General features: G+C 70.5%; 23 protein-coding genes, 1 tRNA gene and 1 pseudogene. 16 read left to right on the top strand and 9 right to left on the bottom strand.

From position 1 onward, the window contains the following. Positions 1-3 precede the first annotated feature (3 nt). Together nrtL and ACZ5CR_RS12250 are read right to left on the bottom strand one after the other, a co-directional pair. Positions 4-1,131, bottom strand: coding sequence for an ArgS-related anticodon-binding protein NrtL (gene nrtL, locus ACZ5CR_RS12245; protein ID WP_468856410.1), 1,128 nt, complete (start codon positions 1,129-1,131; stop codon positions 4-6). 151 nt (positions 1,132-1,282) lie between these two features. Further along, positions 1,283-1,747: a response regulator gene (locus ACZ5CR_RS12250; protein WP_468856413.1), complete on the bottom strand. Its 465-nt coding sequence runs from the start codon at positions 1,745-1,747 to the stop codon at positions 1,283-1,285. Between the two features lie 270 nt (positions 1,748-2,017). Between ACZ5CR_RS12250 and ACZ5CR_RS12255 the strand changes: the two genes are divergently transcribed. Beyond that, positions 2,018-2,089 (top strand) — tRNA-Arg (locus tag ACZ5CR_RS12255). 208 nt (positions 2,090-2,297) lie between these two features. Further along, the gene (locus ACZ5CR_RS12260; protein ID WP_468856416.1) at positions 2,298-2,798 is read left to right on the top strand and encodes an erythromycin esterase family protein; all 501 of its coding nucleotides are present in this window, start codon (positions 2,298-2,300) and stop codon (positions 2,796-2,798) included. A gap of 101 nt (positions 2,799-2,899) precedes the next feature. Here ACZ5CR_RS12260 and ACZ5CR_RS12265 read toward each other — a convergent pair whose 3' ends face one another. The 3 genes from ACZ5CR_RS12265 to ACZ5CR_RS12275 all read right to left on the bottom strand — a co-directional run bounded on the left by ACZ5CR_RS12265 (position 2,900) and on the right by ACZ5CR_RS12275 (position 5,313). Beyond that, positions 2,900-3,394 (bottom strand): hypothetical protein, encoded by a 495-nt coding sequence (locus ACZ5CR_RS12265; RefSeq protein WP_468856419.1) that lies wholly within the window; start codon positions 3,392-3,394, stop codon positions 2,900-2,902. 217 nt (positions 3,395-3,611) lie between these two features. Then, complete coding sequence (locus ACZ5CR_RS12270; RefSeq protein WP_468856422.1) at positions 3,612-4,289, bottom strand: response regulator; 678 nt, start codon at positions 4,287-4,289, stop codon at positions 3,612-3,614. A gap of 4 nt (positions 4,290-4,293) precedes the next feature. Continuing rightward, positions 4,294-5,313: a HAMP domain-containing sensor histidine kinase gene (locus ACZ5CR_RS12275; protein ID WP_468856425.1), complete on the bottom strand. Its 1,020-nt coding sequence runs from the start codon at positions 5,311-5,313 to the stop codon at positions 4,294-4,296. 344 nt (positions 5,314-5,657) lie between these two features. Here ACZ5CR_RS12275 and ACZ5CR_RS12280 point away from each other — a divergent pair, with 344 nt between their 5' ends. From ACZ5CR_RS12280 to ACZ5CR_RS12295, 4 genes are all read left to right on the top strand, one after another. After that, entirely contained in the window at positions 5,658-6,011 is a 354-nt protein-coding gene (locus tag ACZ5CR_RS12280) for a TraR/DksA family transcriptional regulator (protein WP_468856427.1), read from the top strand. A gap of 123 nt (positions 6,012-6,134) precedes the next feature. Then, complete coding sequence (locus tag ACZ5CR_RS12285; RefSeq protein ID WP_468856430.1) at positions 6,135-6,491, top strand: TraR/DksA family transcriptional regulator; 357 nt, start codon at positions 6,135-6,137, stop codon at positions 6,489-6,491. Further along, positions 6,488-7,240 carry a rod shape-determining protein gene (locus ACZ5CR_RS12290; RefSeq protein ID WP_468856432.1) on the top strand — a complete coding sequence of 251 codons (753 nt, stop codon included), beginning with the start codon at positions 6,488-6,490 and terminating at the stop codon, positions 7,238-7,240. The genes ACZ5CR_RS12285 and ACZ5CR_RS12290 overlap by 4 nt, the downstream gene beginning before the upstream one ends. Positions 7,241-7,308: 68 nt before the next feature. Then, positions 7,309-7,950 (top strand): Rv1733c family protein, encoded by a 642-nt coding sequence (locus ACZ5CR_RS12295; protein ID WP_468856435.1) that lies wholly within the window; start codon positions 7,309-7,311, stop codon positions 7,948-7,950. Here ACZ5CR_RS12295 and ACZ5CR_RS12300 read toward each other — a convergent pair. The 3 genes from ACZ5CR_RS12300 to ku form a co-directional block, all read right to left on the bottom strand. Continuing rightward, positions 7,947-9,293, bottom strand: a complete 1,347-nt coding sequence (locus ACZ5CR_RS12300) for a DUF1254 domain-containing protein (protein ID WP_468856437.1) — start codon at positions 9,291-9,293, stop codon at positions 7,947-7,949. The two genes, ACZ5CR_RS12295 and ACZ5CR_RS12300, sit on opposite strands and share 4 nt — an antisense overlap. Before the next feature lie 127 nt (positions 9,294-9,420). Next, positions 9,421-9,693, bottom strand: a complete 273-nt coding sequence (locus ACZ5CR_RS12305) for a type B 50S ribosomal protein L31 (protein WP_468856440.1) — start codon at positions 9,691-9,693, stop codon at positions 9,421-9,423. Positions 9,694-9,882: 189 nt separating this feature from the next. Then, the gene (gene ku, locus ACZ5CR_RS12310; protein ID WP_468856443.1) at positions 9,883-10,935 is read right to left on the bottom strand and encodes a non-homologous end joining protein Ku; all 1,053 of its coding nucleotides are present in this window, start codon (positions 10,933-10,935) and stop codon (positions 9,883-9,885) included. A gap of 73 nt (positions 10,936-11,008) precedes the next feature. Between ku and ligD the strand changes: the two genes are divergently transcribed. From ligD to ACZ5CR_RS12325, 3 genes are all read left to right on the top strand, one after another. Then, positions 11,009-11,911, top strand: coding sequence for a non-homologous end-joining DNA ligase (gene ligD / locus ACZ5CR_RS12315; RefSeq protein WP_468856446.1), 903 nt, complete (start codon positions 11,009-11,011; stop codon positions 11,909-11,911). After that, the gene (locus ACZ5CR_RS12320; protein WP_468856449.1) at positions 11,908-12,789 is read left to right on the top strand and encodes an ATP-dependent DNA ligase; all 882 of its coding nucleotides are present in this window, start codon (positions 11,908-11,910) and stop codon (positions 12,787-12,789) included. The genes ligD and ACZ5CR_RS12320 overlap by 4 nt, the downstream gene beginning before the upstream one ends. A 122-nt stretch (positions 12,790-12,911) precedes the next feature. Further along, positions 12,912-13,340: a DUF4440 domain-containing protein gene (locus tag ACZ5CR_RS12325; RefSeq protein ID WP_468856452.1), complete on the top strand. Its 429-nt coding sequence runs from the start codon at positions 12,912-12,914 to the stop codon at positions 13,338-13,340. 28 nt (positions 13,341-13,368) lie between these two features. On the opposite strand, the gene ACZ5CR_RS12330 is transcribed toward ACZ5CR_RS12325, so the two are convergent. Then, complete coding sequence (locus tag ACZ5CR_RS12330) at positions 13,369-14,172, bottom strand: nuclease-related domain-containing protein (protein ID WP_468856455.1); 804 nt, start codon at positions 14,170-14,172, stop codon at positions 13,369-13,371. Between the two features lie 294 nt (positions 14,173-14,466). Here ACZ5CR_RS12330 and ACZ5CR_RS12335 point away from each other — a divergent pair, with 294 nt between their 5' ends. The 7 genes and pseudogenes from ACZ5CR_RS12335 (at position 14,467) to ACZ5CR_RS12365 (ending at position 20,821) form a co-directional block, all read left to right on the top strand. After that, positions 14,467-14,835: a hypothetical protein gene (locus tag ACZ5CR_RS12335; RefSeq protein ID WP_468856458.1), complete on the top strand. Its 369-nt coding sequence runs from the start codon at positions 14,467-14,469 to the stop codon at positions 14,833-14,835. Positions 14,836-14,842: 7 nt separating this feature from the next. After that, positions 14,843-15,158, top strand: a pseudogene (locus tag ACZ5CR_RS12340) (sortase domain-containing protein); the annotation flags it as partial. A gap of 42 nt (positions 15,159-15,200) precedes the next feature. Next, the gene (locus ACZ5CR_RS12345; RefSeq protein WP_468856461.1) at positions 15,201-16,046 is read left to right on the top strand and encodes a hypothetical protein; all 846 of its coding nucleotides are present in this window, start codon (positions 15,201-15,203) and stop codon (positions 16,044-16,046) included. A 16-nt stretch (positions 16,047-16,062) separates the two neighbouring features. Beyond that, positions 16,063-17,364, top strand: coding sequence for an ATP-binding protein (locus ACZ5CR_RS12350; RefSeq protein ID WP_468856464.1), 1,302 nt, complete (start codon positions 16,063-16,065; stop codon positions 17,362-17,364). Positions 17,365-17,558: 194 nt separating this feature from the next. Then, complete coding sequence (locus ACZ5CR_RS12355) at positions 17,559-17,936, top strand: SH3 domain-containing protein (protein WP_468856467.1); 378 nt, start codon at positions 17,559-17,561, stop codon at positions 17,934-17,936. Positions 17,937-17,999: 63 nt separating this feature from the next. Further along, the gene (locus ACZ5CR_RS12360) at positions 18,000-19,364 is read left to right on the top strand and encodes an FtsW/RodA/SpoVE family cell cycle protein (RefSeq protein WP_468856470.1); all 1,365 of its coding nucleotides are present in this window, start codon (positions 18,000-18,002) and stop codon (positions 19,362-19,364) included. Next, a complete protein-coding gene (locus tag ACZ5CR_RS12365) occupies positions 19,361-20,821 on the top strand; it encodes a penicillin-binding transpeptidase domain-containing protein (RefSeq protein ID WP_468856473.1) in 1,461 nt (486 codons plus the stop codon). Before ACZ5CR_RS12360 ends, ACZ5CR_RS12365 begins: the two co-directional genes overlap by 4 nt. The last annotated feature ends 66 nt before the right edge of the window (positions 20,822-20,887 follow it).

The following is a 20,887-nucleotide window of genomic DNA, read 5'->3' on the forward strand; positions in this document are numbered from 1 at the left end:
GTGTCACAAGTACTCGGGGGCACTGATGCCGAGCAGGGACAGGCCGCCTGCCAGCACCGTCCCGGCGGCTTCGGCGAGCGCGAGCCGGGCGCGGTGGGCGGCCGAGGGTTTCTCGTCACCTGGCGGAAGGACGGCGGGCTGAAAGGCGAGGAAGGCATCGGCGGTGACGACGAGATGCCGGGCCAGACGGTCGGGGGCGCGGTGGTGGGCGGCGGCGGCGAGGACGCGGGGGTGGTCGGCGAGGGCGTCAAGCAGCTCCCGCGCCGCTGTTTCCTCTGTTCCCTCTCTTCCCGCTACGTCGCCGGGGGCGCCGGCGAAGCCGAGAGCGGCGGCGTTGCGGGTGAGGGCGCGGGTGCGGGAGTGGGCGTACCGCACGCGGAAGAGGGGGTTGCTCGCGCGCTGGAGCAGGTGCTCTTCGCTGATGCGGGGCCGGTCGTGGGCGGCCGGGTGCAGGAGGGCCCAGCGGGCGGCGTCGCGGCCGAGGAAGGTGGGGTCGGCCGGGGCGGGGACGGGGCGGAGGGTGGGGACGGAGGCGGGAGGCCGCCCGTGTCCGTCCACGTCGACGCCGAGGACGTCCCAGCCGGGGTCGGGGGCCTCGTCGCACGTGATGCGTACGTTCTGTGCGAGGGCGCCCTGGGAGATGAGGATGCGGCGGAGGGAGTCGGCGAGGACGGCGGCGCGGACTTCGCGGGGGAAGTGCAGGTGGGGGGCTCCGCTGTCGCCGGTGCTGCCGGACCCTGGGCGGGCGTGACCGTAGAGGTCGCCGCGGGTGAGGACGTCACGGACGAGGGCCGCGGAGGGGCTTCCGTCACTCCCCTGGCCACTACCCCGGTCGAGAGTGATGTTGAGGAAGCCGGGCCCGGTGATGTCGATGGCGGCGATGCCGGGCTCCCGGGCGAGCCGCGGGGACAGCACTTCGGCGACCTGGAGGGGCGTGCGCCCGGCGGCGCGGGCGACCTGCAGGGCGACGTTGGTGGCGTAGTCCCCGGACCCGCCGGGCCTGGGCCGTTCGACGACCACCCGCCGGGTCATGTCCACGTCACTCACGTCATCGAGGGCACTGAGCTCGCCGTCATCGACGGCACGGCGCATGGCGCGCAGCACGGTGCGGGAGAGCTCGACGGGGGTCACGGGTCAAGCGTATGGGAGGAGGGGGGTGGGGACGCGACCTGGTTTCCCGGATGGTCCGGGATGTGGACGGGGAGGGGGTCCGCGCGGTCACGGGGACGGCGGAACGGAGCAACCGGACCAGTGACTGCCGACTACTGCGGCACCGGGCGAATCAGCCGCCGGGTCGACCGGCGCGCTCAGCTTCTCCGGCGGCCCCACACTCATTGCCGAGGGCACCACGCGCGCCCCCGCCACCACCACTCCCGTTTTCCCTCAACTGCCGTACTATCTCGACCAGTTCGGAAGGTTCAAAGGGCTTCGCGAGAAACGCGTCCACGCCTACTTCGAGCCCGCTCTCGACCTCGTACTGAGTGCAGGCACTGACAATGACGATGGGCAGGTTCCGGGTCCGCGGATCGGAGCGCAGTCGGGCGGCCGTACGCAGCCCGTCAAGGCGGGGCATCACGACGTCGAGGGTGACGACATCGGGTCTGACCTGATTCACCACGTCCAGGCACTCGGCACCATCAGCCGCGGTCACCACCTCGAAGCCCTCCAGCTCGAGGTTGACCCTGATCAGTTGCCGGATGACCTTGTTGTCGTCCACAACAAGCACGCGGCCGGACACACCTGACACAACTCGAGAGTAGGTCCGCGCCCGCCGCCGCGTCCGGGTTTTCCCTACTTCCGTACCTTGCGGGGCGGCGGGAGATGGATCTGGTGCGGGTCAGGCGCGGGCCAGGCACGGGCCAGGCAGCGCAGTCGGGGGCGACCTCTGGGACGCAGGGGGCGGAAGCGACGACGCCGACGACGCCCCACAGCCACCGAGGTGCGGAAATACCTGTTCCTGGAGAGCCGTTCGGAGCTGGTAGGGTTCAACACGTCGCCGCGAAAGCAGCGCCGACACGCCCCCGTAGCTCAGGGGATAGAGCATCGGCCTCCGGAGCCGGGTGCGCAGGTTCGAATCCTGCCGGGGGCACCTTGTATGAGGTGTCCGAGGACCCCGTCACCAGCGGAAACGCTGAGAACGGGGTCTTCGCGTATGTGCGGGCGTGTGCGGACCTGTGCGGGCGGACGTCCGCCATGAAGGGCCGCTACGAAGGGCCGTCTTTCACGGTCGTGGTCCCATCCCGGTGAAGAGCGCTTCGAGGATCCCGTCGACGTACTCATGGCTCAGTGGTTCCTGTGTGATCAGGAACTGGAAGTACAGCGGACCGGACAGGATCGCCATCGCCCTGCGGCGCCTCGAAGGCGCCTGCCACGGCCACTACACCTTCCGCGCCATGGCAGGCCTCTTCGCCGGGGACGGCCTCACCGCCGACACCTCGGCACGCGACCTCTACATGGCCGAATCACTCCTGTGGCACCTGAACCAGCTCGAACCCCACACGCGCGTCGTGCTCGCGGCCCACAACGCCCACATCCAGAAGACGCCGATCGCCTTCGACGGTCACCTCACGGGGCTCCCGATGGGACAGCACCTGCACAACGCCCTCGGCGACGCGTACTTCGCCCTCGGGCTGACAAGCGCCACGGGGCACACGGCCGAGATGCACCGCGACGAGAAGGCTGCTTTCGGATTCACCATCGCCGACACCCCGCTGGGGCCGCCCGAGCCCGGAAGGATCGAAGCGGCCTTCGCCGACACCGGTCTCGGACTCGGCATGGCCGACCTCCACCATCGCTGATATCGCCGAAATCGCCCCGCGCTGAGGCTCACGTGTGAGCAACTTCCGCTGACCTGCCGAAGTCTGCCGAAGTCTGCCGAAAGAAGAGGTGACGCAGGCTCTTACCTCTCGACCAAGTCGCCGTTGCTCCAGGCGTAGACCTTGTCTCCCTTGACCGCCACCCGTAGCTGGTACTGCCCGGAACAGTCGGGCCGTCCGTCCTCGGCCCCCACGTCTTGTGGCCACCAGCTCGCTGCCAGCGTGGGCCCGTCGGAGAAGGCGCCTTCCGAGCAGCCCTTCTCACCGGTCAGCTTCAGCGGGGTGTCGGCGAGTGTGAAGCGCATGAGCTTGGCGTTGCCGGTGGTCTGCGCCTTGATCGTGATGTCCGTCGCGTCCTTGGGCACCCACTTGGGGAGCCGGAAGATGAGTTCACCGTCGGCGGACTCTCGGGCCTCGTGCTCGGTGGGGAACGTCTTGACGCGTTCGTGGAGCACATGGTCGTTGAACACGTCCGGGAAACCGTCGTTGTGTTCCTTCAGCACGGGCGTCACGGCCGAGCCGACGGCCCAGAGACCTACTACGCAGGCTGCGCTGATGATCAGAGTCTTTTTCTGCATACCCATCCAGGCCCGGTTAGGGGCCGCTCGCTTCCACGCCGACCGGGCGATCGTGTGTCGCCCCATGAGAGAGACGGGGACGGAGAGCAGGCGGTTCAGTCCCGCGGTCCAAGAACATCTTCCCTCGAACATCCTTCCTCGACCCTGATGTCGCTGACCCGTTGGTCACGTCAGCGAGTCGGTCGAGGGTGCCGTGCCAGGCGGGGTCCGCCCCCGGTCAGGGTTCGATGAGGCCCGCTCGGATCGCGTAACGCGTGAGTTCGAGGCGGTTGCGCAGGCCCAGTTTGTGCAGCAGGTTCGCGCGATGCCTGTGGACCGTCTTGATGCTGATGAAGAGCATCTCGGCGATCTCCTTGGAGGAGTGGCCCTCCGCCACGAGCTTGAGCACCTCCTCCTCGCGCGCCGTGAGGACCTGGTCGGGCGGCTCCTCGCCGTGGTGGACGCGGTCGAGGTAGTTGCGGATGAGGGCCGTGACCGCTCCCGGGTACAGGAACGGCTCGTCTCGCATCGCCGCCCTACAGGCGGCCACCAGGTCCCGATCGGCCACCGACTTCAGTACGTATCCGCTGGCGCCGGCCTTCAGCGCCTGGAAGAAGTACTGCTCGTTGTCGTGCATCGTCAGCATCAGGACGCGTACGCCCGGCTTCAGGGCGGCCAGTTCGCGTGCGGCCTGCAAGCCGGTCATCCGGGGCATCGCGATGTCCAGGACGGCCAGGTCGACCTCGTGCGTGCGGGCCAGCGCGACGGCCTCGGCGCCGTCCCCCGCCTCGGCGACGACTTCGAGGTCCCGCTCGCCGTCGAGGATCAGCCGGACTCCGCGACGTACCAGCGCGTGGTCGTCGGCGAGAAGGATGCGGGTCTTGTCCGGCTTCGACGCGTCGGCGGCTGTACTCATCAGTTCAGTGCTTCCCGGGCGTGGGAGTGAGGGTGGGGGTGGAGGTGGAGGTGGAGGTGGAGGTGGGGGCGATGGAGTCAGGGGCGGGGAGCGGGACCGTCAGCCGGACCCGCGTACCGGTGCCCGGCTCCGACGTGACGTCCAGCGATGCCCCGATGAGCAGAGCCCGTTCCCGCATCCCGCGGATTCCCGCGCCCTCGTGCGCGACCCCGGTCCCGCGGCCGTCGTCCGCGACGGTCAGCGCGACCGCGCCGCCGGTGCGGCAGAGGCTGAGCTCGACCTTGCCCGCCTCGGCGTGGCGGGCCGCGTTGGTCAGGGCCTCCTGGGCCACCCGGTACAGGACGAGTTCCGCCTGCTCGTCGAGTGGTGGCAGGTCCGGGTCGTAACGGCGCACCACCCGCAGTCCGGCGTGCGTGGCGAACTCGGTGGTCAGCGACGTCAGGGCGCTGATCAGACCGAGGTCGTCCAGTACGCCGGGACGCAGCCTGCGCACCAGACGGCGTACTTCGTCCAGGCTCCCCCGAGTGATCTCCTGCGCCTGCTGGAGCTCACCGCGCAGGGGTTCGTCCGCCTCGTCCGACGCCCTCTTCAGGGCGAGCAGGACCGCTGTCATGGTCTGGCCGACCTCGTCGTGGAGTTCCTGGGCGATGCGGCGCCGCTCGGATTCCTGCGCGAGGAGGACGCGGGCGCTGCTGGCGGCCCGTTCCTGTTCGAGCCGTTCCAGCATGGCGTTGAAGGTGCGGATCAGCTCGGCGGTCTCGCCGCGGCCCTGTTCCGGGAGGCGGTGTCCTGGGCGCAGCAGGTCGACGGTGGTCATCAGCCGGGTGAGCCGTTCCAGCGGGGCGAGGCCGATCCGTAGCAGGGCCGCGTTGGCGACCAGCATGACGGCCATGCCGACCACGAGGATGACCGCCTCGGTGAGGACCACCGGCACGGAGACGGTGACCGGCGCCCACAGCAGCAGCGCGGTGGCGCTTCCCAGCACTACCGCGTTGAGCGCGAAGATCCGCCAGAACAGGGACAACGGGTGGCGCCTTTCTCGTACGCGCTTGCATGCGTGCGCGCTTGCAAGCGTGCTCTCGTGCGCGCTTGCGGTCACTTGTTCTCGTACGCGTGCGGGCTCGTTTGTTCTCGTACGCGCGTGGGCTCACTTTGTTCTCGTACGCGCGTGATCTTTACCGGTTCGCCGTCCAGCCTGCCCGCTTCCCTTCCGTCCGTCGATGGGGTGCAATGCCCATTTTCCTGCTCCGGTCGGCCCACGGCCCGATGGGGTCCGGGGGACGGCAGAGATGGGTATCGCGCCCGATGGGTTTTACGCGGCGTACCGGCGACTGTGGGAGCGGAAGCCTGACGAAGGAAGGATCCGCCATGTCGCTCGACACCCGCACTCCCCCGGTCGAGGCCCGCCCCGAGCGTGTGACCCCGCGCGAGGCCCGCCGACTTCTGGAACACGAACGTGCCTCCCGGCTTGCGCAGCTCCAGGCCATGGGCGAGGCCGGGCAGGAGGCGCAGGCGCTGGAGGAGACGGATGAGGCGCAGGTGATGGCGGCGCAGAAGGACACCATCGAGCGGGTCCTCATCGAGATCGATGACGCGCTCGGCCGCGTCCAGGACGGCAGCTACGGGACGTGCCCGGGCTGCTCCAAGCCCATCCCCGTCGAGCGCCTGGAGATCCTGCCGTACACGCGGTTCTGCGTTCCCTGCCAGCGCAAAGCCTACTGACCAGCGCTCGCCTCTCCGCCCTGCCTGCCCCGTCTACCGCCCAGCCTGACTCGTCTACCGCCCTGCCTGACTCGTCTACCGCCCTGCCTGTCCCGTCTACCGCCCTGCCCGAGGGGTGAAGTGATGAACCATCAGCTCATCGACCTGTCGACCGACGACCTCGCCGCGCTCCGCGAGAACCTGCGCGAGCAGTTCCTGTTCCGCCAGGAACAACTGCAGCAGCTCTCCGCCTCCGCGATGACCCGCGCGGACACGCGCCTCGACCGGCACAGCGCCGCGAGGACCGAGGTCCGCGTCAAGCTCGCCGCCTCCGCCCGCATGGTCCTCGCCGACGTCGAGGCCGCTTTGGGGCGCATGGACAGCGGCGACTACGGCGCCTGCCACCTGTGCCGGCGGCCCATCGCCCGCGAGCGCCTGATGATCGTGCCGCAGGCCTGCTTCTGCGCCCGCTGCCAGCAGGTCCAAGGGGTCGACCGATGACCGGCATCGCCCTCGACCTGGGCAGCGCGCGGACCCGTGCCTGGACGTCAGGACGCCGGATGATCCTCGACGTTCCCACGGTGACGTTCCACGGCGGCGGTGCCGTGTACCCCATCCGGCGCGGCGCCATCGTCGACACCCCCGGGACCGCCCGCATGCTCGACCGGCTGCTCGGACACCGCCTGCCCCGCTTCGGCCGCCCCCTGCTCATCCTGACCGCACCCGTACTGGGCGGAGTCGCCTACCGTGCCGAAGCCCGCGTCGCCGTCCAGGTCCTGCGTCCGCGCACCGTTCTGACCATCCCCACCGCGCGAGCCGTGGCCGCCGCCGCGGACGCCGATCCGACCCGTCCCCTGCTCGTCGTGGACATCGGCGCCCACCTCACCGAGGTCGCGCTCCTCGCCGACGGCGCAGTGGTCGACGCCCGCCACACCGCCCTGGGAACGAGCGACGTGGACGGCGTGACCTCGTCCCCGTCCGCCCCGATCACCGACTGCGTCGTCGCGATGGTGACCGCGATGCTCCAACAGGACCGCACGCCCCGGACCCTCGAAGCCCTCCGGCGGGGCGCGCTGCTCGCCGGTGGGGGCGCTCTGCTCCCCGACGTCAGCTACGGCCTCACCGGGCAACTGCACGCTCCCGTCCAGTTGGTACCCGCCCCGCATACCGCCGCGGTGCGTGGCGCCGCGAAGCTTCTCCGGGCGGCGCGCGCCCATCCCTCCGCTACCGCAGGCACCGGCGGCACCTGAAGCACCGGGCACGCCGGGCACACCTGGCACAGGCCCCACCCCATCACCCGCGCTCAAGGAGAGATCCCGTGGCCGGCCCCGTACCTCCGGCACAGCCGCCCCCGCACGGCGAGCAGCCTTCGCACGGCGAGCGGCCCCCGCGCAGACCGCACACCCTGTCGTGGCGCTGGCGTCGCAATCCTCTGCGCCGCCCTACCGACCTCGTGCAGGCGTGGATCGCCGTCGGTCTGTTCCTCGCCGTCCTGACCGCCACCCCGGCCGCCGTCGTCCTGGTCGGTGACGCGGCCCGCCGTCACACCGAACAGACCGCCCGGCAGCAGGCGGACACCCGGCACCGCACCGACGCCGTCCTCGTCCATGACGCGCCCCGGCACCCCAAGCCCTGGTCGGCGGAGGTGCAGAAGGCCCGGTACCCGGCCACCGTCCGCTTCACCGACCGCAACGGACACATCCGTACCGCGGAAGCGGACGTCGAGCCCGCCCTGCCCGCCGGGAACACCGTCCCCGTATGGGTCAGCGACGAAGGAGAACTCACCGACCCGCCCCTGACCAAGAACGATGTCCGCGACCACACCAAGGGCTACGTCGTCCTGACCGCCATCGCCGTCCCCCTCATGGGCACCGCCGCCTATGTCTGCGCGCACCGCAGGCTGGAGCGGCGCAACCTCGCCCAATGGGGAGCAGCCTGGGCCCGTACCGGAAGGCCCTAGCTCCGGCGGATCGGCGGCAGCTCGTACGTTCCGTCGAAGACCGCGGCGCGGGGCGTGTACATCCGCAGGACCGGGCGGAAGCGTCCGGCGGGGGTGGGCAGCCAGTTCGCGGCCGTCTTGTCGTCGGCGGGGCGTTGCGGCTGGAGGTGGAGGGTGAGGGAGCCGTCGTCGTCGTAGCTCAGGCCCGGGGTGCGGTCGCCGACGGAGTAGCGGTCGATGGGGTTGGGGAACAGGTGGTACTCCGGCAGGTCGTACATCGTGATCGACCAGAACGCGTCCACGGGTGGCGGCTTCTCGAAGCGCAGCGTGTAGGCCTGCTCGCCCTCCAGGGGCTGTCCGTCACCGTCGTTCCACGTCATCGCGTACGCCGCTTCGTAGGCGTGGTTGCCCCACAGCGCGGTACGGGCCGATGTGGCGCGCACCATGCGGCCCGACTCCCGGTCGGTGCAGATCCATTGAGGATCTTTGAGCGTGCCGATCTCGAAGTGATCGGCGTTGTAGTCGAAGGCGTGATACGTCAGCTTCCAGCCGTTCTGCTCCGGGCTGTCCCCGTGAGTGGTCGCGTGCTCGACCTTCTCCTTGCCCGCGGCGAAGCCCGCGCGCAGGGCTTCGGCGAGCTCGGGCTCCGGTTGCGCGTAAGGACTCTGTGCCTCCAACAGGCCAAGCGGCGCGAACCGTTGTTGGTACGTCAGGTCGGCGGGCGCGGGCGGGAAGGCGGCCATCCTCGCCCGGAGTTTCTCGTAGAAGAGAAGCTCCGGTTCGCCGTCGGGGATGTAGGTGTGGGTCGGCAGCCCGTGGGACTCTCCGGATGCCGTCCAGTAGAGCTCCAGGTGTGTGTCTTCCTGGAGCTCGCGCACCGCCGCCACGTCGTCGGGCCCCGCGCAGGCCCAGCGGCCGACGATCGACGCCACCTCGGTCGGCACGGCGATGCGGGTGGCGCCCAGCGGGACCTCCTCGTCCCAGCCGGGCGGCGTGAGCAGGTAGCTGGCCGCACCGGTGCCGGTGGCGCGGCGGCCCACGTACGCGAAGTTGTTGGTCCACGCGTCCACGAACTGCAGGACGTAATAGCGGCCGTCCGTGTCCGGCACCGTCAGGAGCAGGGCGCCGCCGGAGAGGTCGAGCTGGGCGACTGAGTAGATGGTGTCGTTGTTGACGCTCACGAAGGGGTCGCCGGGGTCCGCCAGCTTGCTCGCGTGGCTGAACTCGTTGAACGGCGCGGGGGCCACCGAGCCCATGCCCTTGCGGGAGAAGCGGTCGACTTCGTCGAGGTTGCGCACCATCGGGTAGCCGTAGATGTACGCCTCTGCCGCCAGCGCCTGGAGATCGATCGTGCCGTCGGTCATGCCCGCCGCCTTCTCGTGATCAGCTCGGTCGCACTGCTCGTTCGTCGTTCGCGATCAAGGTTCTACGGACATCGTCGGGCCGCCGCGCCCCTCCTGCCACTCCTGCCGCTCACGCGGCGTGGCGCGGTCACTCCGGTGTGCCCGGCGGTTCCTGATCGCCGTAGCGGCGCTCGAACTTGGCCACCTGGCCCTCGGAGTCCACCACGCGGGCCCTGCCGGTGTAGAAGGGGTGGCTCTCGGAGGAGATCTCCACTTCCACCAGGGGGTACGTCTCGCCGTCGTCCCACTCGATGGTCTGGTCGCTCTCCGCGGTGGAGCGGGTGAGGAAGGCATAGCCCGCGGAGCGGTCCCGGAAGACCACGGGGCGGTAGTTGCTGTCCCTGTTCTTTTCCTGAGTCATTTCTCAAGGTTCGCCGGGTACGGGCGCCGGGGCGAGCCTTGGGGCTCCACGCGGGGTATTTCCGGTACCGAACAGGCCTCTTCCACCCACTCGCCTTATGCCCCGTGTCATCAGGGTGGGTGCCCTACACGGCAGGGGCGGCTAGGTCAGCCGGGGAGCAGGGGGTGGCCCATATGGCCGAGAGTCGGCCTACGCCGAGGATGCCCGCTTCTTCGCGGGCGCTCTCTTCGCGGGTGTCTTCTTCGCGGGTGCCTTCTTCGCCTGCGTTCTGCTCGCGGCCGCCTTCGACGTCGACTTCTTCGGCTCCGACTTCTTCGATGCCGAGGACTTCTTCGCCGTCGACTTCTTGCCCCCCACCTCCTTCGGCGCCGTCGCCGCAGCCCGCTTCCGTCCGCCCCTCGCCAGCGGTGTCACCTCCGCCTCTTTCTCCCCCTTCCCCCTCCCTCCCTTCTCTCCCTTCTCTCCCTTCTTCACCGCGCGCACGCTGTTCTCCAGCGCCGCCATCAGGTCGATCACCTTGCCCCCGCCCTCTTCCTCGGCCTCCCCGGCCGACTCCACCGGGCTCGTGCCGTCGGTCTTGGCGGCGATGAGTTCCTCCACCGCCGTGCGGTAGTCGTCGTGCAGGGAGGACAGTTCGACCTCCCCCAGCGTGTCCATCAGCGCGTCCGCCAGGTCCAGTTCCGCGTCCCGCACCTTGACCTGGGAATCCGGGGCCACCCCCTCCGACGTACGGATCTCGTCCGGCCACAGCAGCCCGTGCATCGCGATCACGTCGTCCACCACCCGCAGCATCCCGAGACGCTCCCGCCCCCGCAGCGCGAACCTGGCCACCGCCACCTTCTCGCTCCGCTTCAACGCCTCCCGCAGCAGCGTGTACGGCTTCGTCGCGGGCACCCCGTTGGCCGACAAGTAGTACGCCGTGTCCATCTGCATCGGATCGATCCGGTCCGACGGCACGAAGGCGACGATCTCGATCGTCTTGGCCGTCGGAATCGGCAGGGCCGCCAGATCCTCGTCCGTGATCGGGATGATCGAGCCGTCCGCGTCCTCGTACCCCTTGCCGATCTCGGCGGACGTCACCTCCCGCTCCTCCAGCTCGCACACCTTGCGATAGCGGATCCGGCCCCCGTCCTCCGTATGGATCTGCCGGAAGGAGACCGAGTGGTTCTCGGTGGCGTTCACGAGCTTGATCGGGATGCTGACCAAGCCGAAGGAGATCGCACCGTTCCATATGGATCGCACGTCAGGCACCTCTCCGCAGCAGCCGAGTGTCGAAATTCGGGTGGTTCGTCACCATTCGTGGGATTCTCATCGTATGACGCCGATCACCGACGTGGAGGGGCGGCGGCTGACCCTCAGCAACCTCGACAAGGTTCTGTACACCGCGTCCGGCTTCACCAAAGGCGAGATGCTGCACTACTACGCCAGTACGGCCGGGGCCCTGCTCACCCATCTCCGCAATCGGCCCCTCTCCTTCCTCCGCTTCCCGGACGGGCCGCACGGCCAGCACTTCTTCGCCAAGAACGTGCCGCCCGGCACCCCGACCTGGGTGCACACCGCCGACGTACCGCGCTCGCGCTCGGACGGGAACGCCCGGCAGGTCGTCGTGAACGATCTCGCCAGCCTGATGTGGGCCGCCAACCTCGTGACCGAGTTCCACACACCCCAGTGGCAGGCGGATGCCCCCGCCATGGCGGACCGGCTCGTCCTGGATCTGGACCCCGGCGCCCCCGCCACCATCGTCGAGTGCTGCCGGGCAGGCCTCTGGCTGCGCGAGCGCCTCCAGGCCGACGGCCTGCACGTCCACGCGAAGACCTCGGGCTCCAAGGGCCTGCATCTGCTCTGCCCCCTGGAGCCGACACCCTCCGAGCAGGTCACCGCGTACGCGAAGGAGCTCGCCAAGGAGGCAGAGGCCGAGCTGCCCGACCTTGTCGTCCACCGCATGACGCGCAGCCTGCGCCCCGGCAAGGTCTTCGTCGACTTCAGCCAGAACGCCGCCGCGAAGACGACCGCCACTCCCTACACCCTCCGCGCCCGCGAGGAACCGACCGTCTCGGCCCCCGTGACCTGGGAGGAGGTCGAGGCGTGCGGCGACCCGGCGGACCTCGTCTTCCTGGCCGGCGACATCGCGCCCCGCCTCAAGGAGTACGGGGACCTCCTGGGCCCGCTCACCGACCCGGACCGGGCCCGCCCCCTCCCCCGCACGGCCGGTTCATGATCACCCCGCCCCTCCGGGTCGCCCTCGCCGATTCCGTCACCGCGCTGCCGCAGGGCGGCGGATGGGGCTACGAGCCGAAGTTCGACGGCCACCGCCTGGTCGTCTTCGCCGACGGCCACCGCGTGCGGCTCCAGGCCCGCTCAGGCCGCCTCGTCACCACCGCGTTCCCCGATCTCGCCGAGGCCGCGAATCAGCTGCCCGGCGGAACCGTGCTCGACGGCGAGGTGGTCGTCTGGGCCGACGGCCGCATCGACTTCGGTGCTGTCCAGCGACGCGCCGCCGCCACCCGCCAGCACGCCACGCACCTCGCACGCACGCTCCCTGCTTCGTACGCCGCCTTCGATCTGCTCGCCGATCAGGGCGAGGACTGCCGCGCCCTGCCCTACGAGGAACGGCGCGCACGCCTCGTACGCATCCTCGAACCGCTCGGCCCGCCCCTACAGGCCGTACCGATGACGACCGACCGCGAAACGGCCCTGACCTGGTACGAGACCCTGCCCGCCACCGGCATCGAAGGGCTGGTGATCAAGCGGCTCGACGGTGCCTACCGGGGTGCGGCGCGCGCGTGGCTGAAGCTGCGGCACAGCGACACCCGGGACGCGGTGGTGGTCGGGTTCACCGGGAGCAGGGGCCGCCCGCAGGCGCTCGTGCTCGTCCTGCCGGGGGACGGCACTCCCGTGGTGTCGTCCCCGCTCGCCCCCGCGCTGCGGACGGCGGCCGTCGCCGCGCTGCCGGAGGCGAAGGGCGAAGGGACCGCGATCGCCATCGGGATCGGCGAGGTCAGCTATGCCGCCCTGCCTACGGAGCCGCCCGTGATGGTGGAGGTGCGGCAGAACACGACCCGGCACGCGACCGCGGTGGTCGTCCGCTTCCGCTGAGCTCACGCAGACGCCCGTCCAGGGGTGTGACCGGGGTCACCTCTAATCAAGTTTGACCAGAAGGGAAATCGAGCATACCTTTCTCCACGCAGCAAACTAGTCAAACTTGATCAGGAGTGTGCATGACCGTTCTGCCCGAGACCGGATACGTCCCGACCGACGAGGACCGCGCGAGCCTGGCCGCCTGGTTCGCCGAGTACGACGCACACAGCGCGAAGCGCGATGTGGAGCGCATGGCCGACCTGGCCGCCTTCCCGCTCAACCTGGTCAGCGACGACTCCGCGGGCGACGGGCGCTCCGCGCAGTGGGACCGGGAGCAGTTCGTCGCGACCATGACGCACGTGATGGGGGACGGGAGCGAGGACATCACCTTCGAGTCCACGCGCACGCCCGTCTTCCTCTCCCCCGCCATGGCCGTGGTCTTCACCGACTCGGTGATGACCGCGAACGGCGAGACCCAGCAGCTGCGGTACGCCGACATCCTGCTGAAGCGGGGCGGGGCCTGGGCGTTCCAGACCATGATCCAGGGCGGCTGGGGCGACAACCTCTGACGCCCCGGAGGCCGAACCCGGGGAAGGACTAGGCCCGCAGCCACGTACGCCGGTCGCGTGCCATCGCGTGCAGCGCCTCGACATCGGCCGGTTTCAGTACGCCGCCGATGCTCGCGATGGCCGCCACCTCCACGTCGCGCACGATCCGCACGTCACGCGGCGGGCCGGTGACGTCGAGGTCCGTCGACCCGGAGAGCGCGAGGACCGGGCGGATCTCGGCCGTCAGGGCGAAGGACGCCCGGTCCGCGTCGGCGCGGATCTCCCTCACGAGTGGACGCGGGTCCGCGCGGCCGACCGTCACCATCGGATCGGCGACGCGGACCCGCTGCTTGCGGGCGGCGAGCGTGTGCACGCTGAACAGTCCGCCCGGCCCGATCAGGAGGTGGTGGATGCGGGCGCCGCCCGGCAGCGGCACCGAGTGCAGGGTGTGCCAGCCCGCGCCTTCGAGGCCGTCGAGCACATCACCGATGGCCTGCTCGGCGACGAGCGCCCGCTGCCGCGGGTCGGCGCGTAATCGGCGGGCGGGGGCCGGGTCGCGGTCCAGGGCGATCAGGACAGCCTCGCCGGGGCGGTTCGGGGCCAGGTCGTCGTCCGGATGGAGGGCGAGGCGGGCCAGCTCGGCGGGGGTGGGGACGGGCGGCGGGCCGACCGAGTAGCCACCGGTCAGGAAGGGGGTGAGGGCGCGCAGGACGGCATCCCTGTGCTCCTCGCTCAGCAGATTCACGCGGGACGACTGCCTCTCGTACCACGCCAGGCTCCTGCCGTCCGCGAGGCAGACGTACAACCGCTCCTGCCCGTGCCGCCAGGCCGGTATGACGCGCAATCCGCTCATGCACCATCACCCCACCGCCCATGGGAGCAGCAAGGACATGCCTGGGGCAAGAAGCAGTGCGGTGCGGACGGAAGTGCGGACGGAAGTGCGGACGGAAGTTGAGCCATCCGTAACGGCACCGCCCGCGCAGTTATGGCCCGCTGTTACATAGTCGATGAATCGCCGCAATGGCGGACATCTAGCTTCAGAGGTGCCCCTTCCGTCGCTCCCCCGCGGCGACCAGCCGACGACCACCGTCCATTGGCCGCCGGCCACTGGCCCTCGGCTCCCGGCCGCCAGCCGTTAGGACCGCCCGTGAGCATCCACCGCCGCCGCGCCATCCTCCGCACCGCCGCCGTGACCGCCGCCGCCGGAAGCGCGCTCCTCATGCCGACCGTCTCCGCCGCCGTCGCCGCCGCCCCGGACTCACCGGCGCATGCCGAGGCCACGAGGGACACGAGAGACGCGAGGGACACGAAGGGCATGAAAGGCACGAAGGACACGCGGAACCTCGCGCCGGTCGCGCCCGCTACCCAGGTCGCACCCAAGGGCAGCGTCAAGGCGGGCACTGAAGGGTTCAACAGCGGCGACCCCGTATTCATCGCCGCCGGTGGCGCCATGGCGGCGGCCGGTGCGGCCGGTCTCGGGTACTCGATGCTGCGCCGCGGCCGCACCGACACCTGAGCCCGCTCCCGCCCCCACCCCCACCGCCCCGCTGGAGATGCACACCGCGGAGGGGCCCGCGCTGATGAAGAACGTGGCAAAGGTGAGAATGGGGGACAAGATCGAGGTGCCGCGAGCGGACGGGAAGTACCGCGACGTTCAAGGTGTACGAGATCGAGCAGAAGGTGCGCGAGATCGAGCAGGTGGACAAAAAGTACTTTCACACCCATAAGGTGTACGGGGCGACCGATCGACCCGAGCTGCGCCTGCTGACCTGTGGCGGCCCGATCAAGGACGGCCACCGCACCGACAACATCATTCTCTACGCCGACCTCGCGCCGTAGCCGAGCCGCCCCCGGGTCGCTCCGCCGGCAGGCAGGAGTGCAGTGCACCGCAGCCGTATCGCGCTCGCCGCGGGTCTCGTCGTGTCCGGGACCCTGCTGGCCGGTGGCTGCGGCGACCCGGGTGAGCTGCGCAGCGCGGGATCGACGCCCACCGCGGAGGCACCCACACGCCTGTGGCCGAAGCTGCCGCCTCCGTCGGCGCCCGCCGAGGACTACGGCACGATGGAGAGCGTGCCGGTCAAGGGCGTGGGCGTACCGGGCGGGGACCTGCACAAGGTGGATCCGGTCACCGTCGCCAAGGTCGATTTCGCCAAGAATCCGGGGATGTACAGCCGTTCGGACGCGGTCTACAAGGAGACCGCCCAGAAGCTGGCCGAATGCGAACCCGGACACGGCACCGGCACCGGTACTGGCACCGGCACCGGCCAACACGCCGCCGACGACGCCGCCGACAAGTGCCCCGTCCTCAACGCCTACTACCGCGACCTCACCGGTGACGGCAAGGACGACCTCATCGTCGGCATCCGGCTGACCCAAGGGCACGCCGAGAATCTCGACATCCGCGCCTATGCCGTGGAGAAGCAGAAGTTGACGCAGATCATGGAGATGGGGGACGCGGTGATCGGCGTCGAGCTCGCCGGGCACGAGGTGATCGTCCGCGCCGTCTCCGGCATGCCGGGGTACGAGTACCGCACCGTCTGGTCCTGGGACTCCCACCAGAAGACCATGCTGCCGACGACCGACGAGATCGTACGTTCCCCGAACGCGCCGTCGGGCAAGCCGTCGAGCAAGCCCTCCCGCAAGCCCGAGCCCGCGGCCGGCTTCCGCCCCGCACCCTCCACCTCCGGCGCCTCCTCGCCCTCGCCGTCCCCGAGCGAAAACCCATGAACCACAGGATGAGCCGATGAGCCACCGGCTGCCGCGCGGGCTTCGACCCCCCGCCTGGACGGCGACGCTGACCTGGAAGGCCGCGGTCTTCATCACCGTCATGTGCTGCGCGCTCGCCGCGCTGCTCGGCGCGCTCGTCCATGTCTCGGTGACCAACCAGACCGTGGGCCAGGCCCGCGACCACGCCCTCACCCGGCTCGACGACGCCACCGAGGCGTACGAGGCGGGCGACGACCTCGGCCCCGACGCGGGGGTCGACCCGGCGGGCCTTCCCGTGCGGCTGCGGCATCTCGCGGTGAGCGGGGAACGCGGGACGATGGTCGACACCCAGGAGTCCCGGCCGACGATGTGGGCCGCCGGACCCACCACGGACCGGCGCGCCATCGCCGTCCAGGTCGACTACTCCCAGGGCGCCCGCACCATCGACGGTCTCGACCGGGCCATCCTCGGCTCATCGGCGCTCGCGATCGGGGCGACGCTCCTGGTCGGGGCGTTCGCGGTGACGCGTGTGACGCGGCGCCTGCACCAGACGGCGAGAGTGGCTCGCCGGATCAGCACGGGCGACCTCGACGCCCGCGTGAACGATCCGCGCACCCGCGAGCCCGACCGCCGCCAGGACGAGGTGGCGGCGGTCTCCGGCGCCCTCGACACGATGGCGTCCTCGTTGCAGGGCAAGCTCCAGAGCGAGCAGCGGTTCACCGCGGACGTGGCGCACGAGCTGCGCACACCGCTGACCGGTCTGCACGCGGCGGCCGAGCTGTTGCCGCCGGGGCGCCCCACGGAGCTGGTGCGCGACCGGGTCGCCGCCCTGCGCACCCTCACCGAGGACCTTCTGGAGATCTCCCGGCTCGACGCGAAGAGCGAGCGCGTCGACCTGGACGACCACCGTCTCGCCCCACTGGCCGAGCGCGCGGCGCGGGGTTCGGGAGTCGGCGCCGAGCTGGTCGTCGTACGCGATGTCTGTGTGGTGACCGACCGGCGGCGCCTTGAGCGGGTGCTCGGAAATCTCATCGCCAACGCGGACAAGCACGGGCGGCGGCCCGTCGTGCTCACCGTCGACGGGCCGGTGGTCTCGGTGCGCGACCACGGCGACGGATACCCGGATTACCTGGTGGCACACGGGCCACAGCGGTTCCGTACGGAGGGGACGTCCCGGGGGCACGGGCTCGGTCTGACGATCGCGCTCGGCCAGACGGCGGTCCTCGGCGGGCGGCTCACGTTCGCGAACGCGGCGGACGGCGGGGCGGTGGCGACGCTGACGCTGCCGTACGACGAGTCGGCTCAGAGCGATGCCAGGGGTGCCGACGGGGCGGCTTGAGGGCGGCTCGAGGGGTGGTTTGACGCCGCGTGACCTTTTGCGCGCGCAGCGTGCCGATTTTAATGTGAATTGCGGCCTATGCCCCGAGTTCCACCACCTCAGTCCTCAAGGCCTGAAAGCCCCAAGGACCTCAAGGCGTCGGGACCTCAAGGCCTCAGGGCCGCATCGCATCCGCCTTTCCAGAGGAGACCCCGATGTCCCTTCGGCCCACCGCGACCGGCACCCGGCTCGGCATACTCGTCGCCGGCGGCGCACTCGCCGCCCTGACCCTCACCGCCCCCGCCGCCACCGCGGCCGACAGCACCAACAGCGCCGACAGCGCCAACAGCAACCCGCGCATCTACAAGGGCCGCGTCACCGCCAAGAACGGACTGCTGCTCCGCACCGCCCCCACCCGGGGCAGCCGCGTGGTCCGCAGCGTGCCGTACGGCAGGGTCGTCTCCATCTACTGCAAGACGACCGGCGACCACGTCAGCGGCAACAACCGCTGGTACCTGCTCACCAACGGCACCTGGGCATGGGGCGCCGCGCACTACATCTCCAACATCGGGCCCGCGCCGCGCTGGTGCTGACGCACCCCCAGCACACCGTGACATAAACGGACATCAAGGCCCATCGCTTGCTACGTTCCGGGCATGACCGGAACAGCAGCGGCGCCCCCGTCCGTCCCCGCTGTTCGCGTACCCCGGCGCCGTGGCACCGAAGTCGCCCTGACCGTCATGGCCGTCCTGCTCTCGGTCTACGGCTACTGCGACGTCGGCCTCGCCAAGAACGGCACCGTCCCGCCCGGCGCCGCCGGTTACGGCGCCGGGCTCGGCGTGCTCGCGCTCCTCGCCCATCTCGCGGTCCGCTTCCGCGCGCCGTACGCCGACCCGCTGCTCCTGCCGATCGCGGTGCTCCTCAACGGCCTGGGCCTCGTCCTGATCTACCGCCTCGACCTGGAGACCCCCGGCGACGAGGCGGCGCCCACGCAACTCGTCTGGTCCACCGTCGGCGTGGCGCTCTTCATCGGCGTCGTGCTCTTCCTGCGCGACCACAGGGTCCTCCAGCGGTACGCGTACATCTGCGTCGTCGCCGCGCTCGTCCTGATGATCGTGCCGATCTTCTTCCCGGCCGTGAACGGCGCCCGCATCTGGATCAGGATCGGCGGATTCTCCATCCAGCCGGGCGAGTTCGCGAAGATCCTGCTCGCGATCTTCTTCGCCAGCTACCTGGCCGCCAACCGCAACGCCCTCGCCTACACCGGCCGTACGGTCTGGAGACTGACGAAGCTCCAGCTGCCGACCGGGCGCGTGCTCGGGCCCATCGTCGCCATCTGGCTGCTCAGCGTCGGGGTCCTCGTCCTCGAACGGGACCTGGGCACCTCACTGCTCTTCTTCGGGCTCTTCGTGGTCCTGCTGTACGTCGCCACGGGGCGCACCGGGTGGATCGCGGTCGGCCTGGTGCTCGCCGGAGTCGGCGCGTTCGCGGTGGGCTCGCTCGAACCCCACGTGCACAGCCGTGTCGAGGACTGGCTGCACCCCTTCGCCTCCATCGACGCGGGCGACGGCCCCAACCAGCTCGCCCAGTCGCTCTTCGCGTTCGCCGCCGGCGGGATGCTCGGCACCGGGCTCGGGCTCGGGCACTCCATCCTCATCGGCTTCGCCGCCAAGTCCGACTTCATCCTGGCGACGGCGGGCGAGGAGCTCGGTCTCGCCGGTCTCGCAGCGATCTTCCTCCTCTACGCGCTCCTGGTGGAGCGCGGCTACCGGGCCGGGCTCGCCCTGCGGGACCCCTTCGGGCGGCTGCTCGCGGTGGGGCTCGCCTCGATCGTCGCGCTCCAGGTGTTCGTGATCGCGGGCGGGGTGAGCGGGCTCATTCCGCTGACCGGTATGGCGATGCCCTTCCTGGCGCAGGGCGGTTCGTCGGTCGTCACCAACTGGATCATCGTGGCGCTGCTCATCCGGATCAGCGATTCGGCGCGCGGCCAGCCCGCGGGACCCCTGAAGGAGGACGCGTGACCAGGTACATCCGCCATGCCGCCGCGTTCTGCGCGCTGCTCCTGATCGCCCTGCTCGTGAACGCGACCCGCGTCCAGGTCGTCCAGGCCGGGCGCTTCGACGACAACCCCGCCAACCGCCGCCAGGCCATCACCCGCTTCGGCCAGCCGCGCGGCGACATCATGGTCGACGGCCGCGAGATCACCGGGTCCAAGGACACCGGGGAGCAGCTCCGCTACGAACGGACGTACACGAACGGCCCGTTGTACGCCCCGGTGACCGGCTACGCCTCCCAGGTCTATGGCACCACCCTCCTGGAGAACGCCGAGGACGACATCCTCTCCGGCACCGATCCGATGCTCGCGCCGCTCCCGCTGTGGAACGACATCAGCCGCGCCCAGAACCCGGGCGGCAAGGTGCGGACCACCATCAAGGCGGCGGCGCAGCAGGCCGCGTACGCCGGGCTCGGCGGCAAGAAGGGCGCGGTGGCCGCGATCGAGCCGTCGACCGGGAAGATCCTCGCCCTGGTCAGCACCCCTTCGTACGATCCCGGGCGGCTCTCCGGCACCAGTGGGTCGGTGGCGGAGTCCTGGGCCTCGCTGAACGGCAGCTCAAGGAAGCCGATGCTGAACCGGGCGATCCGCCAGACGTACCCGCCCGGCTCCACGTTCAAGGTGGTGACGGCCGCGGCGGCGCTCGACGCGGGCACGGTCACGGACCTGGACGCCGCCACCAAGTCCCCCAACCCCTACACGCTGCCCGGCACGAGCACGCAGCTGACGAACGAGGTCGACGGCTGCACGAACGCGCCCCTGCGCTACGCCTTCGAGTGGTCCTGCAACACGGTCTTCGCCAAGCTGGGCGCGGACACCGGCCTGAGCGACATGCTGGGCACGGCACGGAACTTCGGCTTCAACGACACCAGCCTGAAGATCCCCTCGTCGGTGGCGGCGAGCAACTTCGACACGTCCATGGACGACGCGCAGCTCGCGCTCTCCTCGATCGGCCAGTACGACACGAGGGCGACGCCCCTGCAGATGGCGATGGTGTCGGCGGCGGTGGCCAACGGCGGCCAGGTCGAGTCCCCGCACCTGGTGGACGAGACCACGACCGACGACGGCGACGTGGTGGAGAACACCGGCACCGACTCCCTCCACCAGGCGATGAACCCGGCCACGGCGATGCAGTTGCGGGAGCTGATGACGGACGTGGTGGAGAAAGGAACCGGCGGCAACGCGGCGATCCCCGGCGCGACGGTCGGCGGCAAGACGGGCACGGCCCAGCACGGCATCGACAACTCCGGCACGCCGTACGCCTGGTTCATCTCCTGGGCCCAGAAGTCCGGCGAAGGGCAGCCGTCGGTGGCGGTGGCGGTGGTGGTCGAGGACGCGGCGGCGGACCGGGGCGACATCAGCGGCGGCGGGAGCGCGGCGCCGGTGGCGAAGGCCGTGATGGAGGCGGTGCTCGACGGGTCGTAGGACGGGCTGCCACCCCCATCACGTGGTCGGGGGGTTGTTGGGGGCTCGGGGTGTCGGGGGCTCGGG

Source organism: Streptomyces sp. NPDC031274 (assembly GCF_055570235.1).